This is a genomic window from Paenibacillus sp. HJGM_3 (genome assembly GCF_045062745.1).
In the GTDB taxonomy this organism is placed as follows: Bacteria; Bacillota; Bacilli; order Paenibacillales; family NBRC-103111; genus Paenibacillus_AA.
On record NZ_JBJGED010000021.1, the window covers coordinates 96,090 to 117,035 of the forward strand.

19 protein-coding genes are annotated in these 20,946 nt (G+C 56.6%); 4 read left to right on the top strand and 15 right to left on the bottom strand.

The features are described 5' to 3' along the window. Nucleotides 1–396: 396 nt before the first annotated feature. Nucleotides 397–1,209 carry an SDR family oxidoreductase gene (locus tag ACI5FR_RS21965; protein WP_405458294.1) on the bottom strand — a complete coding sequence of 271 codons (813 nt, stop codon included), beginning with the start codon at nt 1,207–1,209 and terminating at the stop codon, nt 397–399. A 262-nt stretch (nt 1,210–1,471) separates the two neighbouring features. On the opposite strand from ACI5FR_RS21965, the gene ACI5FR_RS21970 reads away from it, so the two are divergent. Then, nucleotides 1,472–2,704 (top strand): EAL domain-containing protein, encoded by a 1,233-nt coding sequence (locus ACI5FR_RS21970; protein ID WP_405458295.1) that lies wholly within the window; start codon nt 1,472–1,474, stop codon nt 2,702–2,704. Nucleotides 2,705–2,783: 79 nt separating this feature from the next. Here ACI5FR_RS21970 and ACI5FR_RS21975 read toward each other — a convergent pair whose 3' ends face one another. The 3 genes from ACI5FR_RS21975 to ACI5FR_RS21985 form a co-directional block, all read right to left on the bottom strand. Further along, nucleotides 2,784–4,406 carry a methyl-accepting chemotaxis protein gene (locus tag ACI5FR_RS21975; RefSeq protein WP_405458297.1) on the bottom strand — a complete coding sequence of 541 codons (1,623 nt, stop codon included), beginning with the start codon at nt 4,404–4,406 and terminating at the stop codon, nt 2,784–2,786. Between the two features lie 98 nt (nt 4,407–4,504). After that, on the bottom strand, nt 4,505–5,701 hold the full coding sequence (locus ACI5FR_RS21980; protein ID WP_405458300.1) for a M20 metallopeptidase family protein: 1,197 nt from the start codon (nt 5,699–5,701) through the stop codon (nt 4,505–4,507). A 54-nt stretch (nt 5,702–5,755) separates the two neighbouring features. Next, nucleotides 5,756–6,211, bottom strand: a complete 456-nt coding sequence (locus tag ACI5FR_RS21985) for a MarR family winged helix-turn-helix transcriptional regulator (protein WP_405458302.1) — start codon at nt 6,209–6,211, stop codon at nt 5,756–5,758. Nucleotides 6,212–6,326: 115 nt separating this feature from the next. Between ACI5FR_RS21985 and ACI5FR_RS21990 the strand changes: the two genes are divergently transcribed. Further along, a complete protein-coding gene (locus ACI5FR_RS21990) occupies nt 6,327–7,592 on the top strand; it encodes an FAD-dependent oxidoreductase (RefSeq protein ID WP_405458305.1) in 1,266 nt (421 codons plus the stop codon). A 191-nt stretch (nt 7,593–7,783) separates the two neighbouring features. Here the strand turns inward: ACI5FR_RS21990 and ACI5FR_RS21995 are convergent, their stop codons facing one another. From ACI5FR_RS21995 to ACI5FR_RS22015, 5 genes are all read right to left on the bottom strand, one after another. Beyond that, on the bottom strand, nt 7,784–8,863 hold the full coding sequence (locus ACI5FR_RS21995) for a Gfo/Idh/MocA family protein (protein WP_405458306.1): 1,080 nt from the start codon (nt 8,861–8,863) through the stop codon (nt 7,784–7,786). Between the two features lie 41 nt (nt 8,864–8,904). Further along, nucleotides 8,905–10,029 carry an ROK family transcriptional regulator gene (locus ACI5FR_RS22000; protein WP_405458308.1) on the bottom strand — a complete coding sequence of 375 codons (1,125 nt, stop codon included), beginning with the start codon at nt 10,027–10,029 and terminating at the stop codon, nt 8,905–8,907. Nucleotides 10,030–10,092: 63 nt separating this feature from the next. Next, nucleotides 10,093–11,379, bottom strand: coding sequence for a M20 family metallopeptidase (locus ACI5FR_RS22005; protein WP_405458310.1), 1,287 nt, complete (start codon nt 11,377–11,379; stop codon nt 10,093–10,095). A gap of 118 nt (nt 11,380–11,497) precedes the next feature. After that, the gene (locus tag ACI5FR_RS22010; RefSeq protein ID WP_405458313.1) at nt 11,498–12,259 is read right to left on the bottom strand and encodes an SDR family NAD(P)-dependent oxidoreductase; all 762 of its coding nucleotides are present in this window, start codon (nt 12,257–12,259) and stop codon (nt 11,498–11,500) included. Between the two features lie 14 nt (nt 12,260–12,273). Further along, nucleotides 12,274–12,663: a RidA family protein gene (locus ACI5FR_RS22015; RefSeq protein ID WP_405458315.1), complete on the bottom strand. Its 390-nt coding sequence runs from the start codon at nt 12,661–12,663 to the stop codon at nt 12,274–12,276. A gap of 208 nt (nt 12,664–12,871) precedes the next feature. On the opposite strand from ACI5FR_RS22015, the gene ACI5FR_RS22020 reads away from it, so the two are divergent. Together ACI5FR_RS22020 and ACI5FR_RS22025 are read left to right on the top strand one after the other, a co-directional pair. Further along, a complete protein-coding gene (locus tag ACI5FR_RS22020) occupies nt 12,872–13,255 on the top strand; it encodes a hypothetical protein (RefSeq protein WP_405458318.1) in 384 nt (127 codons plus the stop codon). Nucleotides 13,256–13,292: 37 nt separating this feature from the next. Beyond that, complete coding sequence (locus tag ACI5FR_RS22025; RefSeq protein ID WP_405458320.1) at nt 13,293–15,422, top strand: LTA synthase family protein; 2,130 nt, start codon at nt 13,293–13,295, stop codon at nt 15,420–15,422. On the opposite strand, the gene ACI5FR_RS22030 is transcribed toward ACI5FR_RS22025, so the two are convergent. From ACI5FR_RS22030 to ACI5FR_RS22055, 6 genes are all read right to left on the bottom strand, one after another. Beyond that, on the bottom strand, nt 15,419–15,895 hold the full coding sequence (locus ACI5FR_RS22030; RefSeq protein ID WP_405458321.1) for a DUF2306 domain-containing protein: 477 nt from the start codon (nt 15,893–15,895) through the stop codon (nt 15,419–15,421). The genes ACI5FR_RS22025 and ACI5FR_RS22030 overlap by 4 nt on opposite strands. Nucleotides 15,896–15,965: 70 nt before the next feature. Continuing rightward, nucleotides 15,966–16,610 carry a TetR/AcrR family transcriptional regulator gene (locus ACI5FR_RS22035; protein ID WP_405458323.1) on the bottom strand — a complete coding sequence of 215 codons (645 nt, stop codon included), beginning with the start codon at nt 16,608–16,610 and terminating at the stop codon, nt 15,966–15,968. A 162-nt stretch (nt 16,611–16,772) separates the two neighbouring features. Then, on the bottom strand, nt 16,773–17,777 hold the full coding sequence (locus tag ACI5FR_RS22040) for an aldose 1-epimerase (RefSeq protein ID WP_405458325.1): 1,005 nt from the start codon (nt 17,775–17,777) through the stop codon (nt 16,773–16,775). Nucleotides 17,778–17,811: 34 nt separating this feature from the next. Then, on the bottom strand, nt 17,812–18,222 hold the full coding sequence (locus tag ACI5FR_RS22045) for a hypothetical protein (protein ID WP_405458326.1): 411 nt from the start codon (nt 18,220–18,222) through the stop codon (nt 17,812–17,814). 11 nt (nt 18,223–18,233) lie between these two features. Further along, the gene (locus ACI5FR_RS22050) at nt 18,234–18,527 is read right to left on the bottom strand and encodes a hypothetical protein (protein WP_405458328.1); all 294 of its coding nucleotides are present in this window, start codon (nt 18,525–18,527) and stop codon (nt 18,234–18,236) included. A 95-nt stretch (nt 18,528–18,622) separates the two neighbouring features. Beyond that, entirely contained in the window at nt 18,623–20,905 is a 2,283-nt protein-coding gene (locus ACI5FR_RS22055; RefSeq protein WP_405458378.1) for a thiamine pyrophosphate-dependent enzyme, read from the bottom strand. Nucleotides 20,906–20,946: the final 41 nt, after the last annotated feature.

Below are 20,946 nucleotides of genomic sequence, written 5' to 3' on the forward strand. Positions count from 1 at the left end.
TTAGAATTGTTTTGAATACGTAGTATTTATTATCTTTTCTTATTAATGAAGTAGAAAATACTTATATATAACCACTCGCTCGAGGGCTAGCTTGACTACGAGCCTTATTTTGGATCCAATTCATGTGTAGTTCGATTTTGCGTAATTAGAGCGGGTGTTGAGGACAGTCCACGCTACGCAGTTCGATTTTGCCTGACTAAATGGCGGTATTCCAGGGTCCGTGTTCTAAATGTGCGCTCCAATTCGACGAAATGAAACTAGAGCTCTTCCAAATGACTTTTTGGCGCCATAAATACTACGACTCCAAGGTCGAATTTCACGAAGCTTTCCCCGGGCTTCCTATGAAAAAGCGTCCAGAAGCCAAGCCCCCGGACGCAATTGACGACTACTGCCACCTTACCGCAACAGCGACTCGGCGCCGTCGATATAGATTTCCGTACCCGTAATATGGCTCGATGCGCTGGAAGCGAGGAACAGCACGAGATCCGCCACCTGCTCCGGCTGACCCGGCCCGTGCTCGAGCGGCTGACCGCCCTGCGGATACTTGATCGGGATCTCCACCTCTTTCAGCTCCGGCGTCTTGTGCGTGTTTTCGCCGATGTTCGTCTTGATCGCCCCGGGACAGATGGCGTTCACGCGGATATGGTACCGGGCCAATTCGAGCGCCGCCATTTTGGCGAACGCCACCTGGCCGGCCTTAGAGGTGGCGTATGCGGACATCCCGATCCCGGAGAACGTCCGATTACCATTGATGGAGCTGGTGATGATCACGCTGCCCCCTTGCTTCTTCAAATGCGGCACCGCGTATTTGACCGTCAGGAACGTCCCTTTCAAGTTGGTGTTCAGCGTCTCGTCCCAATCCGCAGCCTCCATCTCCTCGATCGGGGTGACCGTGCCGTTAATGCCCGCGTTGGCGAATACGATATCGAGCCGCCCCCACATTCCGATCGCCTGCTCCACCGCCGCCTGTACCCGTGCCGGATCCGAAACGTTCGTGTCCGCTACTATCGCCTCGCCGCCGGCTTTGACGATTTCGTCGCGCACCTGCTCGGTCCGCGCATCCTTCAGATCGACGAGACATACTTTCGCACCGGCCCCCGCTAAACGCAGCGCGGCGGCGCGCCCAATGCCGGAGCCGGCCCCGGTCACAAGCGCAACTTGATCCTGAACTCGCAGCGCGGGTTGTGCGGTACCGTTTGTTTGATTCATAATCGTTTTTCCTCCTCATCTGCTAGTGGGTTGGTCTGTTTGGCTTCTTAAATCGCCTTACTCCACTTCTTTACCCAAACGGCCTATAGTGTGCATCAACTTTCTGGAAACTATTACTTCCTCTTGTGATTTGACGTTTCCTAACCAGATCGGGATAAGTCATTCATGTCAATATTCCTAACACAAAGTTCACTTTTAACTTGATCTTTTTGGGTATGTTTGCTATTTTCAAGTAGAAAATGACATCCTTGCAGGAGGTCTTATGTCTTTCGTTCACAACAACGAGAACCAGCCTAACATTCTTCGTGCCACAACGAGACCCGGAATGAAGCGGGAAATTATGCCTTACTTCCAACCGATCGTCTCCCTGCAGACATTGCAGATATACGGCTACGAGGCATTAGGCCGAATGGTACAAGGGAACGAGCAGAAAAGCCTGGGGCCGTTCTTCGAAGACGGCACGGTCAGCCTGGAAGACCATCTGCGAATCGACCGCATCCTGAGGGAAAAGGCGATACGCACGTTCGCCGCTTCCGACCAGTCGGGTTGTTTGTTCATTAATATTAAGCCCTCCTGGATCTACAGCCAGTACAACGGCAAGGGCTCCCTGTATACATTGGAATTGCTGAAGCAGCACAAGCTGTCACCGGTCCGGCTCGTCATCGAGATTACGGAGGAAGAGTTCTCGGGCGACTTGGAACGGCTCGCGGATATCGTCAAGCTGTACCGGGACGCCGGCTGCATCATTGCGGTTGACGATGTGGGCAGCGGGTTCAGCAATTTGGACCGGATCGCGCTCATTCAGCCCAGGATTATGAAGATGGATTTGAATATGCTCAAGAAAGCTTCGGTCCACGACGGCTATAAAGCTTTGCTGCGCTCGTTCTCGGCGATCGCCACACAAATCGGCGCCTCGCTGCTGGTGGAAGGCATCGAGACGAAGGCGGATCTGCAGCTTGCGCTTGAGATCGGCGCCCGGTATGCGCAAGGCTATTTGTTCAGCGTCGCCGAAGCGGAGCTGCAACCCTCGAACCGCTACGTCGAGCTGTTGTTCCAAGAGATTCGGAGGTATCACGACCGGAATTATCAAAAATTCGAGCTGCTCGCACGAGAAGAACAGGCATGGAATGCGAAGATGGAGCTCATCATCGGAGAGTCGATCGGCTGGGTGGATGCGGACGAGCGGATCGAACAGCTGCTCCCGCTGCTCGCTTCATCATTCTGTATTCGCATTTATGCTTGCCGGGATGACGGATTCCAGGTGTCGTCAAACCATTTTTTGAACGAAGAAGGCTCCTGGAGCAAGGATGCGAGCTTTCGGGGGACGAATTGGAGCTGGAGGCCTTACTTTATTCCGAATATATTGAACATGAAGCGGTACAAACGGGGGACGATGTCCACCGGCTATGTCGACCTGGACAGCAATCGGATGATTCATACGTTCTCGTATCCGTCTCGCGACGGCATGTATTTATTTCTGGACTTGGCGTTTTGAAACGTTTCTTTCTCAAACACATGAACCTCCTTCTTCGCCAGTTGGCAGAGAGGAGGTTCTTTTTAATATCTTGATGGGATCATCCAGCGGCTGCCGTTTTCGTTTCGGCTGTTTTGCGCGAATCGCCGGACTGTATGGCTCCCGCTTGGGCCAAATCGAGGTCGACGCCGACGACGCCGATTACTTCCCGCCGTTCGTTGTAGATCGCCCTCGACAGCGTCACGCACGGTTTCTTCGTAATCGCGGATATGTAGACGGAGGAGACGAACGTCTCGCCTTGCATGGCCCGCTTCCACCATTCCCGCCCTTTGGCGTTCAGGAGCCCGGCCTCGGGCTTCGAGAAGAGGAACGACCCGTCGCTGCGGTTCGACCAGACGGCCTCGATCATGCGATTGTCCGCCATGAGGCGGCTGAGCGAGCGGGCATGCGCCTCCGGCGTCAAGCCGATCAGCTCCTGGGAAGCGACCGCTTCGCCGAGCTTCCGGAGGAAGGCGTCTCTCACATGTGACGGGATTTCCAGCTCCTTCTCCTTCGTCCGGATGCTGCCGATCGCCCCGACCATCTCGTCGGACGCGCGGGACAAGCCCGCGCTGACCGTTTGCAGTTTCGCCGTCTCCCTGCGCTGATACTCGGTTTGCTCCAGCGTGCGGTCCACGCTCCCCAGCGCAGCATTGACGAGCTCCACCATTTCGCTCAGCTTGACCGTCGTGTCTTTCATCTGCTCCGCCTGCTGTTCGCTTGCAGATTCGGTACGACCCACCAAATGGTGGACTTGTACGATTTTGCTCAGGATGAGGGCAATGCCTTCCTTCATCCGCTTCATTTCCTGAATGCCGCGATACACCGCTTCTTTCTCCGAATAAACGGATTCCACGACCTCGTGTACGCTCTTCTCAACGGCTGCCAGCGTATCGGAAGATCGGGCGACCGCCTGGTTGCTCTGATCGGCGAGCCGTCGAATCTCGGTCGCGACTACATTGAAGCCGCGTCCCAGCTCCCCGGCCCGCGCTGCCTCGATCGAAGCGTTCAGCGCCAAGAGCGACGTCTGCTCGACCACCTCGCGGATGAAGCCGTTGATCTCCTCGATTTTCCCGGTATGCTCGGACAGCATCGCGATGTTGCGTCCCAATATATCGTGGTTGCTGTGCAGATCCTCCATGACCTTGTCCGTCGCCTCGAGCGAGCGGGAGATCTCTGCCACCTTCTCCTGCGTATCCTCGCTCTCCCGGCCCAGCCGGCCGGATACTTCACGAATCTGCTCGGCGGCTGAGGCCACCTGCTGCAGCGAGGCGAACGTCATCTCCAGCGTGACAAGCGTCTCCTTGCTGCTCGCCCGAAGCCGCTTCTCCTCCACGATGGATCGGTCGGCGATTTCGTTCAGGCATTCAATCGACTGGTTCACTTCCTCGACGGCCGCGGACAGCCGATCGGACAACACTTGGGATTCATTCATGAAGCCGGTGAACCGCTCGGTGGACAGCGGCGCATCGTGCCCCGCGGACGATCCGTCCTTGCGGCCCTTGGAACCGAGCCAACCGACTTCACCTGCAATCGAAACCGCTGCGTTCACGACAGCCACCAAGCTGATCAAGTACCATAAAGCGGCATCCCGGCTAACGAGCCATCCAATCAGAGCAAGCCCCAGTCCGTTCCAACCTAACATATAGACGGTCATCCCGCGGCCCCAAGCCCGGTTTTTCATCCCGATCCCCTTCTCTCTTCAATATCATGTGAACTTTAATAACATTATAAGAGAGAGTACTTGCGATTGAAAGGGGATTTCTAACATTTCAATGTAAATTAATTCGATGCCGCCTCCGTGCGCCGGTACGCGATCGCCGCCAACATGGCGGCCCCGATCGGCAGACAAGCCTCGTTCAGATTGAACTTCGGGTGGTGAAGCCCGTAGGCCTGCTCCGCATCCGTCTCCGGACCGGAGCCGAGCCAGAAGAACGACCCGGGAACGCGCTCCAAATAAGCCGCAAAATCTTCTCCAACCAACGTCGCGTCTCCTAGTACGCGATTGTCCTCGCCTACGAGCTCCTCGGCTAGCCGGGCAAGCTCGTCGGTGCAAGCCGCCTCGTTCACTAGCACCGGCGTGCGCTCCATGTAGCGGAGCGTACCTACGCAGCGATGAGCCGCGGCGATCTCCGTCACGATGCGTTGCAGCACCTCCGGCAACCGCTTCCGGACGGCGGGTGAGAACGATCGCACAGTGCCCTTCAGCTCCGCCCGGCCGGGAATAATGTTGCCGATATTCCCGGCGATGAAGCTGCCGATCGTGACGATGGCCGGCTCGAACGGGGAAATCTCCCGGCTGACAATCGTCTGCAGCGCGCCGACGACCGCCGAACCGGCAACGATCGGATCGACACTCTGGTCCGGCATCGCTCCGTGCCCGCCCTTGCCGACAATCTCAATCTCGATCAGATCGGACGAACCCATCATCGCCCCGGGGCGAATGCCGATCTTGCCTGCAGACAAGGTCGGCAAATTGTGCAACCCGTATATCTCGTCCACACCCTCCAATGCACCGTGATCGATCAAATCTCGCGCCCCCAATCCGACCTCTTCGGCCGCCTGGAACAGCAGACGCACCGTGCCGGCCAACTCCTCCCGAGCTTCCGCTAGCAGCCGAGCCGCGACGAGCAGCATCGCCGTATGCGCATCATGGCCGCACGCGTGCATGACGCCCTCGCGCCGGGAGGCGAACGGCAGCCCGGTCTCCTCCACAATCGGCAGGGCGTCCATGTCTGCGCGCAGCGCGATTGTCCGTCCCGGCCCTGCCCCCTTCAGCTCCGCCACGATACCGTGGCCCCCTCCTACCCCTGTCTGAACGGTGTAGCCGAGCAGGCGCAGCTTGTCCTCTACCTTTGCCGCCGTCTCCGCCTCATGAAAGCTCAATTCGGGAGCCGCGTGAAGCTCGCGGCGGATCGAAACCAGCTCTCCCTCCAATTCAACCGCTCTTGCGCGGAACTCATTGATTGTCCATCTCATATTAGTATTTCTCCTCACCCGTCTATTCGTTGACAAGCCGAACCCGTAGTCGAATCATTCAATCATTTTTGCGGTAAAATCCCTCAATAAGGAATTGCATCGTCGAATAAAATCGAGAATGTTTTGTAGTTCCCTATCCTCATAACTCGATAACATTTGGTTTAATTCTTTACCAAATGAAAGAAAGAGGGGGAGAATATCTTTTTCTGCCTTTTCTTGATCTAGATGAACGATGACGCGTCTTTTGTCTTGCGGATCTTTCACCCGATAGACGTATCCCACTTTCTCTAGTCTATCTAACACGCCTGTGACAGCACCTGTTGTTAATCCGGTTAGTTCGGAGAGGCGACCGGCAGTAATGGGTTGGTTTTGCAATATTACATCTAAACATTTGTGATCCGTTAGATTTAATCCTAACTTGGTACCAATCGCTTGGTGAAACATGATCGTTGCGGTACTGTTATTTCGTAATTCTTCCGACAGATTGTTTATGATTGGATTCGTTGACATTTCGATGGCCTCCGTTTACTATTATCTTATCTCGTGAGATAAAATAAATATGATCCAGCAATATTATATCCAAAATTCATTGATAATCAAACAACTAAAAAGGAGATGAATAATAATGGCAAAGATTTCAGTGGCCATCGCAGGAGCTGGATTAAGCGGCTTATGCTTGGCCCATTCGTTACTTCGTACCGGGTTCGATGTGCAAGTTTATGAACGTGATCCAGCTCCGCATGCCCGTCGCCAGGGATATCGGATCACTGTTGACGGGTATGGCCTTGCCGCCCTTCAGCGATGCCTGCCGCCACATTTATTTAAGCTGTTTCTCGCCACCACCTCGCCTACTGACGAGACGGGTTACTTTCGGGTAACGAATCATCAGCTTGGGGAGATATTCAGACTTACTTTTAAAGGCGATCCGAGCGGTAATGACTTGCGTACACCCCGGCAAGCAGATCGCCAAACCCTGCGTGCCATTATGCTCGAAGGGCTTCAAGATAAAGTCCATTTTGGCAAGGAGGCGGTACGTGCGGAGACAGCATCCGATGGAGCAACACTTCATTTTGCGGACGGAAGTTATATCCAAGCATCCGTCATTGTATGTGCTGATGGTGTAAACTCAGCCCTGCGCAAGCAACTTTTGCCTGACTGTGAGCCGGAAGACACTAACAGCTGGGGGATTTATGGGCGCACACTCCTCGTTCAAAATGGACGTTCCCTGGTTCCCGATCGATTGAAAACCAGTGGAGTGTTCGCAATGGGTCCATCAAGTCGTGGATTCTTCTTTACTACCATGAGATTCCGCGAGGCTCCGCAAACCGCTTTTTCCCGTTTTGGAGTGGATCGAATCCCTCCAATCACTGACGATTATGTGATGTGGGGCATTGTCTTGCCGAAGGAGCAATCTCCTAAGCATCAGGGTAAATGGAGTAACGAAATGTTACTACGTTTTGCGCAGGATATTACCCGAGACTTTCACCCAGTGCTGCAAAGTTTTGTGGACCGAGCCGACGTTGATTCCACCATGGCAGTAAAATTAAAAGCCGCAAAAGAACCCTCTACGTGGCCAGTCTCCCGAGTAACGTTTATGGGAGATGCCGTACACGTCATGCCCCCCACTGGCTCACACGGAGGTAACACAGCCTTGCGTGATGCGGCACTTCTTGCCGAAAAGCTCGAAGCAGCGGTAATCCAAGGCGAAGCTCTTGAGAAAGCGATCGGCTCCTATCAAGAGGAGATGAGCCATTATGCTTTTCGTGAAGTTAAATCAGCAAAGGCGATGTTGAAGCGATTCACTATCAAGAATCCTATTATAGGCTGGGTCATGATGCGTGCAATACCAAGGATTCGTTCCATTACGAACAAACCACTAACATCAGAATAGCTTAAAAAACAACCAGCAAACAAGGTGTAAAAAGGGCACCGTACACCGCTACCCAGTTTAAATGGTTAACCTGCAAACTCCCGGCAGGCGCCTTGTAAGAACAAAAAACCTCTGAATCCTCAGAGGTCCTTGTTACTGGCCTATAGTTTATACCTGCCCGCCTGAATAACGGCATATTCGTCGTTATGTTCTCATCGCACTTGCGGCACGTCCAGCCATATACTGCCCTGCTCGACGGATTGCTGAGCGATTAAGCCCGGCAGCGTGTATTCCATTGCCCGGTATACGTCAATGGCCGGCCGCTTGACGCCGTTCAGGGCATCAATGAAATCCTTGAGCAAATAATATTCCGTCGTCCCGTGCCCGCCGCGAGTCGCTTCCTCCGGCGCGAACGGGTCGCTGATGCTGCACGCGATCGGCTGCGCCCCTTTCTCGTACCCCGGCTCCTCCTCCAAGTACAACCACCCTTGGTTCTGCGTCTGGCCGCGGCCATTCTCGACATGGCCCTTCGAGCCGTAAACCGAGTAGAAGTGGTGCCCTGGCTCCTTCGCCGCCACCGAGCTGCGCAGCAGCTTGATCGTCGCGCCCTTCTCCGTCTGCAGCAGCGCCACCTGCATGTCGATGCTGCCCACTCCCCCATGCGGCACGATCGTCTTCGTCTGCCCGACCCCCATCGCTCGGACGACGCGGTCCTGCATCAGATTGAGGATCGGTCCGAGCGAATGCGAGCAGTAGTGCAACGGGGGACGTTCATCGCGCCAGTAGCTCTGGCCGGTGACGGGATCGATAATCCGGGAGCGGATCGCATGCACGTATTCGCACTCTGCGTAGAAGAGTTCGCCCAACCGACCGTTCCGGACAAGGTCATTCCATTCTTTGAAAAAATGGAAGTACACCGTATTCTCCGCCATCATATAGATCCGGCCCGTCCGCTCCACCGCATCCACTATCCGGAGGCAATCGTGCACCGTGTTCGCCGCCGTCACTTCGCACAACACGTGCTTGCCGGCCTCGAGCGCAAGGATAGTATGCTCCGCATGCAGAGGCATCGGCGATCCGATCATAACGAAATCGAGATCGGCTTCCAGGAACGCCTCGTAATCGGCATAACGGGACGATTCCGGAACGCCCAGCTCCTCACCGCCCTGCTGCAGCGTATCGAGGTCCGTGTCGCACACGGCCCCGACTTCGACTTGAGGGTGATGCATGTACGCGGCCGAACGTCTCGACCCGCCCAGCCCAACCAGTCCCATCTTCCACAGTTTCGCCATGAAGATCCCTCCCGAGCTCCAATAGCTTCATCGTTTTCACGCTAGATGCCGTGCTGTTTGATGCTGATTTTTTGCTGCAAGCTCTGAATCGCCTTGGCGATGCCGCCGATCAGCTCGGAATCCTCACTGTAGTGCGCGGTTTCGAGTTCGATCGCCCGGCCTGTCAAATCCTTCAGCAAGGTACGGATCTGAGGCAGGAACAAGTCTTGAACTTGCAGGATCGTGCCGCCGATAATGAGCCGTTCCGGATCGAATAAGCTGACGATATTCGCCAGCATCACGGCAAGCTTCGTCTGATCCTCCCGGACGAGTGCAAGCGCCGCCTCGCTGCCGGCCTGTGCCGCGCGCAGCACGCCCTCGTTCCCGAGCGCGCCCAGCCACCGCTCCAGATAGCCGCCCTCCGGGTGGTACCCGCCCGAGAGCTGCCGCGGCGCATCGATCAGCATATCGCCTATCTCACCCGCCGCGAAGCGGGCACCCCGGAACACTTGCCCTTCGATCATCATCCCCATGCCGATCATCGCTCCCAGCGTGACGAACGCCAAGCTATACGGCTGCCGGTCGAGCACACTCGCTTCGCCCAGAACGCCCATGTACACGTCGTTATCGATGAAGACGGGCGCCCGAAGCCTCTGTTCCAGCTGCTCCTTAAATGTGGTCCCTTTAACGAACGGGAAAAACCGAGCGTACAGGATGTCCCCCTGCTGCGGGTTGACGATCCCGGAGAACGCCACCCCAACAGCCGATAGATCGTTCGCGGTCAGCTTGGCCGTCCCAAGCAGCTCGTGCGCCTGCGACACAATCTCATCCAGCAGCGAATCCAAGCTGTCCGGCGCAGGGATTGCCCCCCGCTTCAGCACATCGCCCAAGTTGTTCGCCAGCGCAATCCTGATCGTCGGGTAAGCGACGTGCACGCCGATCACATAAGCGCCCTTGGAGTTGATCTGCAGATAGATCGGCTTCTTCCCTCCGCTCGACGGCCCGACGCCGATCTCGACCAGCACCTGCTCGGCCAGCAGCTCCGACACCAGCTTCGACACGGTCGGTCGGCTCATATGCAGACGCTTGGCCAGCTCGGCACGCGATAACGGGCCGTCCCGGCGAACCATGTCCACGATACTGCCGGTATTGATTTTTTTCAACAGCTCCGGTTTCCCAGATAACATCGACTAATCCTTCCTTCTTGCCTAACATCATTCTTTCTCGACCGGCATCGGTTTCGAAGGGCTTCAGCCGTTGGCCGGCTTCGTCTCCCCGCACCACTGCAGGATCGTCTCGATATACGCCCGGGCGAGCTTCAGCAAGCTATCCACGTCCACGAACTCATCGGACGCATGCGCATTCTCCCCGACCGGGCCGCAAATTACAGCAGGCGTAGGCGAATATTCGTTGAACATAAAGGCGTCGCAAGCGAACGGCGACATCTCCGCCTGCAGGGGCGGATGTCCCTCTTCCGAGAGTGCGCCCGCCAATACGCCGGCCAGCCCGGTATCGGCCACCGTGCCCGGGATGAACCGCGTCACTTGCTCCCACTCGACCCGGTACGGCCTCATGCCCGGCTCGGCGCACAACGCTCGAATCCGCGCGGCGAACGTCGCCTCGAGCTCCTCCAGCGTCTGGCCGGGATAGCATTCGAGCCACAACTCCAGCATGCAGCTCTCGGGAATACCGTCCGAGGCGCCAGGGTCGAAATGCCCGGCCCGGATCAAGGACAGCACTACGTTCGGCTTCGTACCCGGGACGGGACCGGGGGTCCCGGCAGGCGCATCGCCCAGCTCCGTGTGGTAACGCTCGATCTCGGTCACGATGCGGGCAATGCCGTAGATCGGGTTGCACAGCTCTTCCCCGCCGAACCCCATGCCGCCCTTGCCGTGCACGGTAATACGCCAAGTGACGCCGCCCAGATGGGAGGTGCACACTCGCAGATTCGTCGGCTCCGGGATGATGGCGGCATCGGCGTGATGGCCGCGCAGCCGGCCGGCGAGCGTCCCGTTCGCCCCGCCCATCTCTTCGTCGACGACGCTCTCGAAGGCGAGATCCCCCTTCAACTGCACGTCGTGCTGCTGCAAGTAATAGAAAGCGAGCAAGGCCGCCGCCATCCCGCCCTTCATATCGTTGGACCCTCGGCCATATAGCCGGTTGCCGGTTATAGTAGGCTGATAGGGCGGATATTGGCCGGCATGGCTGCCGATTACGACGTCGGCATGGCCGGAGAACAAGAGCGATCGGCCGCCGCCGCTCCCCGGCTTATGCGCCCATAGATTCGGCCGATCGGTATAATCGCGGCCGGGCCAGTAGGCGGGATGCTCGCGCAATCCCTCCACTTCGTCCAGCTCGTACAAGTCCACTTGAAATCCCAGCGCCTCCAGCTCCTGGCGGAACAAATGCTGAACGTCCCGCTCGAGGCCGTGAGGAGGGCGATTCTCGCTCGGGATGGCGATTAGCCGGCTGCATAGGCCGACCAGCCAGTCGCGATGCTGCTCCATCCATTGATCGATTGAGGCAGTTGTGTCCAATTCGTCCACTCCAGTGCCAGTTAAAGTAAGGAATCGGATCCTGATCCCACCCTAATGATTCCTTTGTAACCTTTACTACCTAAGTCAAATCTACAACGCCCAATGCGATTCGTCAATCTTAAAAGGCGAGCTGGCCCCCATCGACTACGATCGATTCCCCGGTGATAAACGACGCGTCTTCCGAAGCGAGGAAAGCGAACACCCCCGAGATGTCCGTCACGCGGCCTCTCCGGTTGAGCGGGATTTTGTCTCGGACATACGCCAGTACCTTCTCCTCATCGTCGATCGCTTCCGACATCGGAGTTTGGATATACCCGGGGCATACCGCGTTCACCCGGATGTTGTGAATGCCGAGCTCGATCGCCATCGTCTTCGTCAGCAGCACGACCCCGCCCTTGGAGGCATTGTAGTGCGCATAGTTCGCTTCCCCGACGAGGCCGTTCGTGGAGGCCATGTTCAGGATGACCCCGCCCTCGTTCTGAGCGATCATCTGGCGGGCCGTGCGCTGCGCGACGTGAAACATGCCGTTCAGATTGACGTCGATGATTTTGCACCAGTTCGCTTCTTTGATGTCCACGAACGGCTCTTCCCAGGCGATGCCCGCGTTGTTCACGACGATATCGATCCTGCCGAGGGCGGATACGGTCCGGTCGATCGCCTCCTGCACCTGCTCGGCGTCCGAGACGTCTACTTGGATGGCGATCACCGTAGCCCCCCGGCTCAGCAACTCCGACTCTGTCTGCTTCAAATCGTTCAGCTCGTTCGAGAGCAGCGCCACTTTAGCCCCTTCGGCGGCAAAACGCTCCGCCGTCGCTTTCCCGATGCCGCGCCCGGCTCCGGTGATCAAGGCTACTTGACCTGCGAATCGCTGTATATTCATCTCAATCGCTCCTTTCACTCGTTTGGATTGGGCAGGCTGGCAATGGCGTCGATCTCCACCAGAATATGGTCCAACCCGGCTTCGACACATGTCCGGGCCGGCATCGGCGCTTGGAAGTAGCGCTTGTACACTTCATTGAATCGGCCGAACAAGCCCATATCCGCCAAGAATACGTTCACTTGCACCACCTCGTCCATTGAGGTTCCCGCTGCTTCCAGAATGAGCTCGATGTTCCGGAGCGTCAGATCGGCCTGCTCCTCGATCGTGTCCCCGACGATGCGGCCGGTTCCGGCCTCAAGAGGGCCTTGTCCGGACACGAAGACGAACCCGTTCGACACGATCGCTTGCGAATACGGACCGTCCCCGGCAGACGCGAGCGGCGCGAACACGCTTTTTCTAGGCATAGCTCCACCTCTCCTTTCGAAATATTAAACGCAATTGCAATATATTGAACGAATTACGCTTTCAATATATCACCGTCGTTCTTGCACCGTCAATGTGCCCCCAATCCCAGAGCCAAAAAAATCGTCACTCCCCGACATTCGCCCAAATCCACTAGGCCCTTCTCACATAGGATGGATGGAACCAGACTCTGTATAAGGGGAATCGCTCATGTACAATCCATTCTCGGCTTCAACACCCGGCGGTGGGGGCAACCTGATCCAAAGCAAAGCGCAAGCGCTCATCGGCCGGCCTGCCGGCATCGCCCTCCGCGACGGGACCGGCGTCTCCGGCGTCATTTGTAGCGTCCATGGCGGAGAGGTGTATGTGCTGCAATATTTATATCAAACCCAGTTCGCTACGTTCCACTACCCGTTCAACCAGATCCGGGACATTCATCCCTTCCCGAACTGCCAGTCTTCCGGGCCCTATCCGGACGGTCCTATGCGTATCGCCTCGACCAATCCCGAGAGCAGGATTGGTTTTTTTGTTGTCCCCTTGAATCCGGTCTATCTGAACCCGATGTCCCGTGATATAATGACTACGTTTACATAAATTTAACAAATCTACATTTTCAGAGAGAGAGCGATACATGGGTATTCAAGGATTACATCGAATTCACACCTATCTCCGACGCCATTATGTGCCGTTCGCCTCATGCGTCGGAATCGTGGTGATGCTGGAATTTCTGAGCCGCGGCGGTGCCGGGGCAGCCTTCGCCTGGAGTCTGACCCACATCATCCGGTTCGGCTTCAATGCCGCGATCGTCTATTGTTTGCTGCTGCTGCTGACCGCCCTCATCGGCCGTACGCGTGTTTCCTTCTGGGTGTTGGCCCCCGTTCTGCTCGTCCTCGGTCTCATCAGCGGGATTAAGCTGAAGGTGCTGGGCATCCCCCTGCTCCCTTGGGACTTCGTGCTCAGCAGCGAGACGAAAGACATGACGCCGTATTTGAATAACATCCTCTCCTGGAGTATCGGGTTCGCCTTGCTTTTTTTCTTCCTGTTCAGCTATTGGATGATGCGGCTCCTCCCTCGCCACTTGCACCGGCTCTCTTGGAAAGAACGCGGAATCACAGCCGCCATCGCCATCGCCGTCTTAGCCGTCCTCTACACCGACAAACCGATTCCGCTCAAACGAGCGTTTGCTATCGAGGGCATTCTATGGGACCAGTCGGACAATGTGAAAACGAACGGATTTACGCTGACGACGCTTATGAATATGGAGCAGCTGTTCGTGAGCAAGCTGACGGATTACAGCAGCGAGATGGTGTTCGGCATCATGAAGCAGCACGCCCCGCCCGACGGAGGCCCGTCCAGTGTCAAGCCGAATGTGATTGTCGTGCTGAGCGAATCGCTGTGGGACGTCACGCAAATTCCAGGCATTGAGTTCAACCAGGACCCGCTGCCCCATCTCCATGCGCTTCAAAAGCAATTCCCGAGCGGCACGCTGCTGTCGCCCCAGTTCGGAGGCGGTACGGCTAACGTAGAGTTCGAGGTGCTGACCGGCAATTCGATGCGGTTCCTGCCCCAAGGCTCCGTGCCTTACAACCAGTTCATTCACGGCGGGGTGGATTCGCTGGCCAGCATTCTTGCCCGTCAAGGCTATTCGGCGACAGCCGTCAGCCCGTACCATGCCTGGTATTTCAACAGCAACGAGATTTATAAAAATTTCGGGTTCCACAACTATGTCAGCCTAGAGTTTTTCAAGCCCGTCTACGAGGGACCTTATATCGCCGATCGGGAGGTCGGCCAAGTCATCATCGACGCCTCGAAGAAAACGAGCGGGCCCGATTTTATTTTCGCGAATACGATGGAGAACCACTTTCACTATTTTCCGGGCAAGTTCGCCGATAACCCGATCCGCATCCGCAACGATTACCCGGCGGAGACCAAAGGGATGCTGGAAACGTACGCCCGGGGCGCCTATGACGCCGATCGGATGCTGCAGCAGCTAGTCGATTATTACAACTCGGTGGATGAGCCTACGATTCTAGTTTTCTTCGGCGACCACCTGCCCTCGCTCGGGGACCAGTTCAAGGCGTACAAGGAATCGAAATACATCACGGGCGACACCGATCCGGGCTTCCTGGACAAAATGTACCGGACTCCGATTCTCGTCTGGAACAACTACTTGCCCGAGCAGCCGGCGGAGAAGCTTAATATGAGTCCTTCGTTCGTCAGCCCATACGTGCTGAATATGGCTCACCTGCAGGGCAGCTACTTCACGGATTACTTGCACGAGCTGTACGGCAAAATCCCGGTCATTCCGCCCAAAAATTACTTCGTCAAAATGGGGATCAAGGAAGGCGATCTGAAGCCGTACGAGACGCTGCAATACGACATCCTGTTCGGCGAGCAGCATGCGTACAAGGAGAAAGGGCTCCGCATTCTCGATCCCGACTATTTGCTAGGCTTCGGCCCCATGAAGCTGGAATCGGCGGATCCGCCGGCCGTACTCGCGGGAGGCGGCGCCAATGGCGACTGGACCGTTCATCTGACAGGTCAAAATTTGCCTTCAACCTCGATCGTTTATGTAAACGGCAAAAAAGCGAGCTCATCCTGGGAGAGTCAAACCGCCATCACGGTCAACATCCCGCCCGAGCTGCAAAAGGCGTTCCAGCTCGATATCGACGTCCGCGTCATCGATTCGCAGGACAAAACGATCGGACAGACGAACGTCGTCCAGGTTGCGGCTTCGTCCTTGAAGGCGGCGACGCCTTAAATCCGCTTGCTGCTGCCGGGACGGGCAAATCGCCTTATGGTCATCGCGATGAGCGGAGAGCCCATGATAGTCGGAATGAACCAAAGGAACAATGACGGAATGCCGGTCACAGAGGAGACAGCCTCGCCGTTCACGACAAGCACTGCCGTAATGATCCCAATATACGATCCGAGCATGCCGTTAATATGCTTAGGCAGCCAATTGTTCCGTCTCAGCTTTCGGACCAAATAACCATAAAGGGCCATCCCGTAGGAAAATACGGCAATATAGAACAAGAATGCCAACTCCGACCATTTTATCATGGACATGATTACTGCAGTGAGGAATACCACTACGTAACCGCAATGATACACTTCCCCGGTTATGGTGTGGATTCCTTTTTGTTTGCGGACAAAAGAGGCCAGAGCCCCGGTGATCAAGCAGATCGTTCCGGCCCCAATATGACCTGCGAGCAATACCGAATAAATGGACATCGTTACAATTACCTCCTCATTTATGGTTTTTAATGAACACTGTTCAGTAAATGAGCTAAAAAAATCGGCCTTATCGATTCAAGGCCATGTAAATCATATCCCTCGAATGTTTGGCGAGCTTCGCGGTTCGGTCTTCATCAAACATGGGCATCTGAATGGCGAGCGCGACAACCCCATGCATCATCGCCCAAAGGATGTCGCTGTACACTTCCGTTTCCCCAGGCTTCATGGCTCCCTGATCCATAGCGTAACGCACGGCATCGGACAAAACTTGGAAGGCCGCAAAACGCGGAGTCTCTTCCCCATGACGGGACTTGGTCAAATAATCGCTTCTCCACATGAACATCAATTGATAATGCACAGGATTGTTTAAGCCGAAGCGGATATAAGTGTCTCCCAATCGTCCCAATCGCTCCCAAGGGTCTGCAGTGCTATCGGCGGCCTCTGAAAGTTGGCATTGGAAACGGGCAAAAGCTTCGTCTACGACCGTAAACAAAAGGTCATCTTTGTCGCGGAAGTACAAATACAAGGTTGCTGGGGAATAGCCGATCCGTTCAGCCAGCTTGCGCATGGAAAAATCATTGTATCCCCACTCCAAAAACTGTTCGCTTGCCTTTTGAAGAATGAAGTCGCGGAGCTGCTCTTTTTGCTCGTCGCGCCGACTCCGACCAACTTTCCGAGCACCTCCTTTCTCTATTTCATGAATCTTTTTCATTAAGCCTCCATTAAATGAACACCGTTTATTTAATATATACCCCATTTTGTTTTCCATTTCAAATATCTTTGAGTATGTAGAAATTCTTACAGTATGCCTTGCACACTAAAAAGGACCTGCCGAGGCATTGCCCTTCACAGATCCTTTCCTGTCTGTATGCACTTATTCCGCAGTTTCCACGTAAAGTCGGCTCGATTCCGTCCACGTCTCGCCCGGCGGGAGCAAGAGCAAGCCCGTCTCCTCGGCCGGCAGGCTCAAGCTCGGCGCGTTCACCATGTTGATCTGCGGCTCCGGGCAAAAGAAGCCGCCGGACGCGCCGTTGTTCCAGATCATCCACTGCCGGTACTTGTCGCCGGCCTCATATACAAGACGCACGTTCGCACGGGTATCGGTCAGCATCATCCGGTTGCCGCCAGGCCCCGGAACGGCGCTGTAGTGATTGTCCATCGCCTCGGCGAACGGCGATGCCCCTGTCGTCTCGTCGCGGAAGCTCGCCTCGAATGGGCTGAGCGGCCGCTTCCGGCCGTTCGGCAGCATCCGGTCGTCCAGCTCCCAGCGGTCGCCGATCGTCATCGTGAAGCGGCAGTCGGCGTTCGTGCTGCCGGGGACGAACGGCGCGTTCACCGCCGTGTGAAACCCGAGCATACACGGCATCGGCTGGGGGCTGAGGTTGTGAACCGTCACTTGCTGCCGGAGGCCGTCTGCGCTTAGGGTGTACAGCAGCGTAAGGCGGAACCGGTGCGGGAATTGAACGAGGTCCGTATGGATCGCGTCGCGCTCGAAGGCAAACTCCGCATAGCTGGACCGCTCATCCGCGCCGGTGCGAACCGTCTCCCATGGCTGGTCGAAGCAAAGGCCGTGCAGGTGGTTGCCTCGCTCCGGCTCGTTGATCGGCAGCCGATACTCGAGCTCGCCGATGCGGAATAGGCCGCCGTCGTACCGGTTCGGCGGGAACAGCACCGGGATGCCGTGGGCCATCGGCCGGGCGAAGAAGCTCTCGAGCTCGTCCGCCTCCGGCTCGCGGATGATCCGATAGCCCTTCTCCACATCGCGGAAGGCGATCAGATTCGCGCCGGTGCCTGGCAGCACGGCGGCTTCATAAGGGCCGGCCTTCAGCCAGACGGCGGCCTCCCCTTGATAAGTTCCAACGTACACTTCAGGTTTCATGAAATAAGCTCCTTTTAGTCGGTGTCCTGCATCTTTAGTCAGTGTCCTGCATCGATAATGTCAGCTCGCATGACGGGCATTGCCGCGCGTTCGCGCGTACGCGGTGCCCGCATGCCGGGCAAGTCTCTTCTTCCTGCGATTCGGCCTCATCCGGCTCATCGGCGGATCCCTCCGAGTTGAGGCGGTATGGCTTGTTCCGTAGAGCTTGCAGCCACTCATCAGGAGACTTGCCGTCCACCTCGAGCACCTGCAGTTCCTCGGTTGGCAGCCACCGGATCGTTCCCGCCGCATCGCTGACCGCGGCACATTCCACCTCGCCGTACTCCTTGTTCGGGAACAGATTGCCTCCGAAGAAGCTCGGGCTGCTCGAGCTGTAAGCTCCGAATCCGGTCCCGATCAACACGAAGCATTCGCCGGCAGGCTTGTGCAAGACTATGGTCGCCATCCCCGCACCTCCTACACGTCCCGCCGGCGAACGTCAGCCAGGCCGGTCTCGTCGGTGAACAAGATAAGCTGAGGGTTGTTCTTCAGCTTTACATTATACCGTTTCAGCTGAGCTTCTTCTACCTCGAAGACCGCCCACCCGTCCGCATCCGCCGCGTTCTGGTCGGCCATGTAGGCGTGAATTTGCGCCAGGGCGTCCTCCTCGAAATCCCAATATTTCACGCCGTAATACTCCAGCTTATAGGAGTTGGTCAGGATGGACGTCCACACCTGTCCGGAACCCGGATGTCGGGCTACATAGGGCATCGTCGTTCGCCTCCGCTCTTCGAATATGCGCTCTACAGGCACAAGGCACAATTCCGCTTGGAATTGTGCCCCGTTCCTGTATACCCACGCCTAAATTATAGGTAAGGATTCTCGTGCTTCGCCTTCAGGATGTTCCAGCGGCGATCGACTTCCCGCTCGAAATCCGCCAGCGCTTCCGCGTTTTCCGGCTTCGTCATGTGCTTCGTCTTGCCCATCGTCTTCAACCAGTCGGAGAGCGGCACCCGCTTGTTTTTCTCTTCCGGGTTGTATGTGATCGTCGTCACGCCATGCTCGACTTCATACAGCGGGAAGAAGCAGGAGTTGACCGCCTCGTCGACGATGTTCGTGCCCTCCTGGTCCTCGGACAGCCAGTTGAGCGGACACGTGATCAAGATTTTGCCGTACACGAGCCCTTCGTTTTGCGCGTACCATTGCGCCTTGGCCGCCTTCTTCACGAGGTCCTGCGGGTACGACTCGGAACCGGTGAAGACGTACGGAATGTGCGTCGCCGCCATGATTTGGGCCGTGTCCTTGTGGTGGAATACTTTGCCCGCTTGCTTGGAGCCGACGTTGGACGTCGAAGTCCGGTGCCCCATCGGGGTCGAGTAGCTCAGCTGAGCGCCGGTGTTCATATAGCCTTCGTTATCGTACTCGAGGATGATCATCTTATGATTGCGTAATGCGGCGCCGATCGCCGGCCCCATGCCGATATCCATCCCGCCGTCGCCGGTGATCATGACGAACGTGAAGTCTGCAGGCAGATTGTATTGATCGAGCTCGCCGCGTCGCTTGCGCTCCCAGAACATCTCCACGACGCCGGACATCGTCGCCGCGCCGTTCTGGAACAAGTTGTGAATGTACGTGGCCTTATGCGCCGAGTACGGATACCCGGTCGTGACGACCATCGCGCAGCCCGTATGGAACAGTGCCACGATATCGCCCTCGATGCCCTTGAAGAACAGCTCGAGGCCGGAGAAGATGCCGCAGCCCGGACAGGCGCCGTGCCCCGGAGCGATCCGCTTCGCCTTCTTCGTCAGAGAGCGCAGCGGCGGAATCCGAACGGCGAGCTTGCCCGTCTCCTCGTCCGGCTTGACCGTGATCAGCCCGGTGTTCAAATCTTCGTATTTCATCGGGTTCAGGACGCGCTTCGGCGCCTTGCTCTGAGATCCCGGCGTATGGCCGTAATAATCGAACGGCGTCTCCACCTTGCCTTGCTCCACCGCGTCGAGCGCGAACTGGAACAAAGCATGGCCGTCTTCGTTGTAGAAGTCCTTGCCGCCCAGCCCGTAGATGCGGCTGATGACCTTCGTAGTCGTGTTGCCTTCGGTGAACAGAGCCGCCTTGATCTCGAGCACCATATTGCCGCCGTGTCCGCCGTACGAGTCGGCGCGGTCGCCTACGGTGACAGCCTTCACGTTCTTCAGCGCTTCGGCGATCTGCTTGGCCGGGAACGGACGGATCATGTTCGGCGCGATGGAGCCGGCCTTGATTCCTTTGGCGCGGAGCTGGTCGACGACGTCCTTGATAATCTCGGAAGCCGAGTTCATCAGGAAGACGGCCACTTCCGCATCCTCCATCCGGTACAGGTCGAGGATCGGATAGTCGCGGCCCGTCAAGTCGAAGTATTCTTTGCGAATGCGGTCGTACACGTGCTCGGCGTTGTACATCGCCACCGACTGCTGATAGCAGTTGTTGATGTAGTCCGGCTCGTTCATATAGGGGCCGACCGTGATCGGGTTGTTCCGGTCGAGCGTGTCCGGGAACCCTCGCACCGGCTGCTCGCCGATGAAGCGGTGCACATCCGCGCGATGGGCGAACGTCTGCACCTTGCGCTTCTGGTGGGAGGTGAAGTAGCCGTCGGAAGCGACCAGAACCGGCAGCCGGACTTCCGGGTCTTCCGCGAGCTTGATCGCCATAATGTTCATATCGTATACGGCCTGCGGGTCGCGGCACATCAAGATCGGCCATCCGGTGTTAAGCGCATAGTACAAGTCGGAGTGGTCGCCGTGAATGTTGAGCGGACCGGAGACCGAACGGCAGACCAGGTTCATGACCATCGGGAAGCGCGTACCGGATTGGACCGGCATTTGCTCGAGCATGTACAAGTAGCCGTTGGCGCTAGTCGCGTTGAACACACGGCCGCCGGCCGTCGAAGCGCCGAAGCAAACGCCTGCGGAGCCGTGCTCGCCGTCCGCCGGGATGAGAACGATGTCGTGCTGGCCGTTCGCTTTCATCAAATCAAGGAATTGCGCTACTTCAGTCGACGGGGAAATCGGAAAATACCCCATAATGTGGTAATTGATCTGATGTGCCGCATAAGCAGCCATCTCATTGCCGGACTCATATACCATCCGTTGCTCGACTTTGCCTTGCTTCATCTCTTGTTTAATGTCGATCGCCACTTTTCTCTACCTCCCCT

Excerpts from the sequence above, each read along its gene's own strand:
- ACI5FR_RS21975 (WP_405458297.1), bottom strand. The coding sequence starts at position 4,406 with ATGAAAAACCGGGCTTGGGGCCGCGGGATGACCGTCTATATGTTAGGT.
- ACI5FR_RS21985 (WP_405458302.1), bottom strand. The coding sequence starts at position 6,211 with ATGTCAACGAATCCAATCATAAACAATCTGTCGGAAGAATTACGAAAT.
- ACI5FR_RS21965 (WP_405458294.1), bottom strand. The coding sequence starts at position 1,209 with ATGAATCAAACAAACGGTACCGCACAACCCGCGCTGCGAGTTCAGGAT.
- ACI5FR_RS21990 (WP_405458305.1), top strand. The coding sequence starts at position 6,327 with ATGGCAAAGATTTCAGTGGCCATCGCAGGAGCTGGATTAAGCGGCTTA.
- ACI5FR_RS22010 (WP_405458313.1), bottom strand. The coding sequence starts at position 12,259 with ATGAATATACAGCGATTCGCAGGTCAAGTAGCCTTGATCACCGGAGCC.
- ACI5FR_RS22045 (WP_405458326.1), bottom strand. The coding sequence starts at position 18,222 with ATGGCGACCATAGTCTTGCACAAGCCTGCCGGCGAATGCTTCGTGTTG.
- ACI5FR_RS22055 (WP_405458378.1), bottom strand. The coding sequence starts at position 20,905 with ATGAAGCAAGGCAAAGTCGAGCAACGGATGGTATATGAGTCCGGCAAT.
- ACI5FR_RS22020 (WP_405458318.1), top strand. The coding sequence starts at position 12,872 with ATGTACAATCCATTCTCGGCTTCAACACCCGGCGGTGGGGGCAACCTG.
- ACI5FR_RS21995 (WP_405458306.1), bottom strand. The coding sequence starts at position 8,863 with ATGGCGAAACTGTGGAAGATGGGACTGGTTGGGCTGGGCGGGTCGAGA.
- ACI5FR_RS22050 (WP_405458328.1), bottom strand. The coding sequence starts at position 18,527 with ATGCCCTATGTAGCCCGACATCCGGGTTCCGGACAGGTGTGGACGTCC.
- ACI5FR_RS21980 (WP_405458300.1), bottom strand. The coding sequence starts at position 5,701 with ATGAGATGGACAATCAATGAGTTCCGCGCAAGAGCGGTTGAATTGGAG.
- ACI5FR_RS22015 (WP_405458315.1), bottom strand. The coding sequence starts at position 12,663 with ATGCCTAGAAAAAGCGTGTTCGCGCCGCTCGCGTCTGCCGGGGACGGT.
- ACI5FR_RS22035 (WP_405458323.1), bottom strand. The coding sequence starts at position 16,610 with ATGAAAAAGATTCATGAAATAGAGAAAGGAGGTGCTCGGAAAGTTGGT.
- ACI5FR_RS22025 (WP_405458320.1), top strand. The coding sequence starts at position 13,293 with ATGGGTATTCAAGGATTACATCGAATTCACACCTATCTCCGACGCCAT.
- ACI5FR_RS22030 (WP_405458321.1), bottom strand. The coding sequence starts at position 15,895 with ATGTCCATTTATTCGGTATTGCTCGCAGGTCATATTGGGGCCGGAACG.
- ACI5FR_RS22000 (WP_405458308.1), bottom strand. The coding sequence starts at position 10,029 with ATGTTATCTGGGAAACCGGAGCTGTTGAAAAAAATCAATACCGGCAGT.
- ACI5FR_RS22040 (WP_405458325.1), bottom strand. The coding sequence starts at position 17,777 with ATGAAACCTGAAGTGTACGTTGGAACTTATCAAGGGGAGGCCGCCGTC.
- ACI5FR_RS21970 (WP_405458295.1), top strand. The coding sequence starts at position 1,472 with ATGTCTTTCGTTCACAACAACGAGAACCAGCCTAACATTCTTCGTGCC.